The organism is Sphingobium sp. ba1, from assembly GCF_000743655.1.
Taxonomy (GTDB): Bacteria; Pseudomonadota; Alphaproteobacteria; order Sphingomonadales; family Sphingomonadaceae; genus Sphingobium.
This window is the reverse complement of the sequence record NZ_JPPQ01000021.1, coordinates 1-3,031: the sequence shown is the minus strand read 5'-3', so window position 1 is coordinate 3,031 and position 3,031 is coordinate 1. Positions and strand designations below refer to the sequence as shown.

The 3,031-nt window shown below is 65.1% G+C and carries 4 protein-coding genes and 1 pseudogene; 3 read left to right on the top strand and 2 right to left on the bottom strand.

What is annotated here, in order from left to right:
- Positions 1-536 (top strand): YjbE family putative metal transport protein (locus tag IL54_RS02055; RefSeq protein WP_037472702.1); only part of this gene is annotated, 536 nt, incomplete at its 5' end.
- Between the two features lie 78 nt (positions 537-614).
- On the opposite strand, the gene IL54_RS02050 is transcribed toward IL54_RS02055, so the two are convergent.
- Positions 615-1,583, bottom strand: coding sequence for a quinone oxidoreductase family protein (locus tag IL54_RS02050; RefSeq protein WP_237748756.1), 969 nt, complete (start codon positions 1,581-1,583; stop codon positions 615-617).
- Complete coding sequence (locus tag IL54_RS02045) at positions 1,583-2,284, bottom strand: dienelactone hydrolase family protein (RefSeq protein WP_037472704.1); 702 nt, start codon at positions 2,282-2,284, stop codon at positions 1,583-1,585. The genes IL54_RS02050 and IL54_RS02045 overlap by 1 nt, the downstream gene beginning before the upstream one ends.
- A gap of 159 nt (positions 2,285-2,443) precedes the next feature.
- On the opposite strand from IL54_RS02045, the gene IL54_RS02040 reads away from it, so the two are divergent.
- Both IL54_RS02040 and IL54_RS02035 read left to right on the top strand, forming a co-directional pair.
- Positions 2,444-2,695, top strand: coding sequence for a DUF6489 family protein (locus IL54_RS02040; RefSeq protein ID WP_037472701.1), 252 nt, complete (start codon positions 2,444-2,446; stop codon positions 2,693-2,695).
- Positions 2,696-2,711: 16 nt separating this feature from the next.
- Positions 2,712-3,031, top strand: a pseudogene (locus IL54_RS02035) (tRNA uridine-5-carboxymethylaminomethyl(34) synthesis GTPase MnmE); the annotation flags it as partial.

Sequence of the window (3,031 nt, the reverse complement as noted above, 5' to 3'; positions counted from 1 at the left end):
CGGCGGGCCTGCCCGCCGATCAGCGCAAGAAGGTGATCCTGATCGGGATCATCGCCGCGCTGGTGCTGCGCATCGGCTTTGCGCTGGTGGTGACGCAGTTGCTGCAGCTGATCGGCCTGGTGTTTGCGGGCGGCGTCTTGCTGTTCTGGGTTGCCTGGAAAATGTATCGCGAAATCGGCCATGGCGGCGAAAGCGCCGGGTCGCCGGAAATCGAAGGCGACGAACATTCTGGCATGAAGCCCGCCAAGAGCTTCGCCGCCGCCGCTTGGGCGGTCGCCGTGGCTGACGTGTCGATGAGCCTCGACAATGTGCTGGCCGTCGCTGGTGCGGCGCGCGATCATCCGGGCATCCTGATGGTCGGGCTGGTGATTGCCGTCGGCCTGATGGGTATCGCTGCCAACATCATCGCCAAATATATCGAGCGCTATCGCTGGATCGCCTGGGTTGGCCTGTTGGTCATCCTCTATGTCGCCAGCACGATGATCTATACCGGCATCACTGATCAGGAAGTCGGGCTGCTGCAACTGTTCCGCTAAGCCGCTGATCCGACGTAAAAAGGGGGGCGAAACCATCATGGTTTCGCCCCCCTTTTTTGTGTCTGCTACCCGCCCCAATCAGGGTAGCAGGATCGTCGCGCCGGTCGTCTGCCGTGCCTCCAGTGCCCGGTGCGCCTCTGGTGCATCGGCAAGCGCGAAGCGCTGACCGATCACCGCGCGCACCACGCCGCGCTGCATCCGGTCGAACAGCCGGTCGGCCGTATGCGCCAGCGCCTGCGCCGTTGCGACATAGTCGAAAAGCGTCGGCCGCGTGACATAGAGCGACCCGCCCTTGCTCAGGTCCAGCAGGCTGATCGGCGGCACTGCGCCTGACGCATTGCCATAGCTTACCATCAACCCACGGCGCTTAAGGCTGGCCAGCGAAGCCGCCCAACTATCCTTGCCGACACCGTCATAGACGACATCGACGCCCTGGTCGCCGGTCAGGTCGCGAACGGCCGCGGCCAGATCGGCGAAGGGACCATGGAGGCTATGGTCGGCATCGACCAGCGCGGCCTTCTCCGCCGACCCGCAATGGGCGATGACCACCACGCCCCTGTCGCGCAGCCACGGCACCAGGACTGACCCGACTCCGCCCGCTGCCGCATGCACCAGCGCGACCTGCCCGGCCGCCAGGTCGACCGTGTCTTCGGCCAGGTAACAGGCGGTCATGCCCTTGAGCATCATCGCGGCGGCATCCTCGCTTGACACGCCATCGGGAATCCTCACCGCGCGCTCGGCCGCGACGATGCGGTGGCTGGCATAGGCACCCAGCCCATGCGCGCAGCCGACCCTGTCGCCGACGGCAAAGCCCGACACGCCCGGTCCGACTGCAAGGACATGGCCTGCCCCCTCCGACCCCAAGGGGGTGGGGAGGGGGGCAGGGTAGAGGCCGGTGCGATAATAGGTGTCGATGAAATTCAGCCCGATCGCCTCCTGCGCGATCAGCAATTCGCCGTCACCCGGCACGCCCGGATCGAAATCCTCGCGCGCGATCACCTCCGGCCCGCCATGGCTGCGGGCCACCATCCGCCAGGCATCGACCATCAGGCGAGATGCTCGGCGAAGAAATCGGCGGTGCGCTGGTCGGCCAGCTCAGCCGCTTCCTCGTCGCGTCGGCTGCCCATCTCGGCGGCGAACCCATGGTCCAGCCCGTCATAGTCATGCAGGACAATATGGCGGTTCGGCTCCAGCCCGTCATGCATCGCCTTCTGCGCGTCCGGCAGGACGAAATGATCGGCGGTCGGAATGTGCAGCATGACGGGCTTTCCGATCGCTTTCGCTTCGCCCAGCAAGCCATCGATTCCGACGCCATAATAGGACACGAACGCATCGCCATCGGTACGGCACGCCGCCATGAACGCCAGCCGCCCGCCCAGGCAATAGCCGACCAGCCCGACCTTGCCGCCATCCACGGCGCCACGCGCCGCCTTGATCGTCGCTTCGATATCACGGATCGCCTGATCCTGATTGAGCTTCTGCATATGGCCGAGCGCAGCCTGGAATTCCTCCGGCACATCGGCGTCCAGTTCGACATGCGGCGTCTCGCGCCAGAACAGGTCGGGGGCATAAGCGACATAGCCTGCCTTGGCCCAATTATCGCATTTGCGGCGGATGCCTTCGTTCACGCCGAAAATTTCCTGGATGACGATAATTGCCGCCTTGGCCTCGTCGCCTTCTGGTCGTGCCACATAAGCGTCGAACCGGGCACCGCCCTCCAGCGTCTCGATCGGGGTAAAGCCTGTCATGTCGCATTCCTCTTCGCGGTTGGGCCATAGGGGCTCGCCCGCATATTGGCGCATCGCGGTAGGCGCGCAACCATCGACCGACGCAAAAAATTTGCCACCATGCGCCTGTTTGCGGCATGACGGGGAACAGACGATAGAAGAACCAGAAGGGCCAGGATTATGAAGGTAACGGTCGATGTGGATTGCAGCCCAGCCGAGGCGCGCGCCTTTCTCGGCCTGCCCGATGTGACGCCCATCCACGACAAATATATCCGCACCGTCCTCGACAGTTTCGAAGGGGTCGGCAACGTCGAACAGATGGAAACCCTGTTCAAGAGCTTCTCGCCCATGGGCGATGCGGGCGTGCGCCTGTTCCAGCAGATGATGAATATCGGCCTGTCCGGCATGGGCGGGGCAAGCGACAAGAAATAGCATCGTCGCCACGCCGATGACCGACACGATTTTCGCCCTGTCTAGCGGCGCGCCGCCTGCGGGGATTGCGGTGGTGCGGGTCAGCGGATCACGCGCGCGCGCGGCGCTGGAAAGTCTCGCCCAGCGCACCCCGCCACCGCGTCAGGCGAGCCTCGCCTTGCTTACCGACCCGCAGGATGGCGCGCCGCTGGATCGCGCGCTCATCCTCTGGCTGCCCGGCCCCGGCACGGTGACCGGCGAGGATCTGGTCGAACTCCATTGCCATGGCGGCCGCGCTGTCGTCGCGGCGGTCGAGGCCGCCTTGGGCGCGATGCCGGGCCTTCGCCGGGCGCAAGC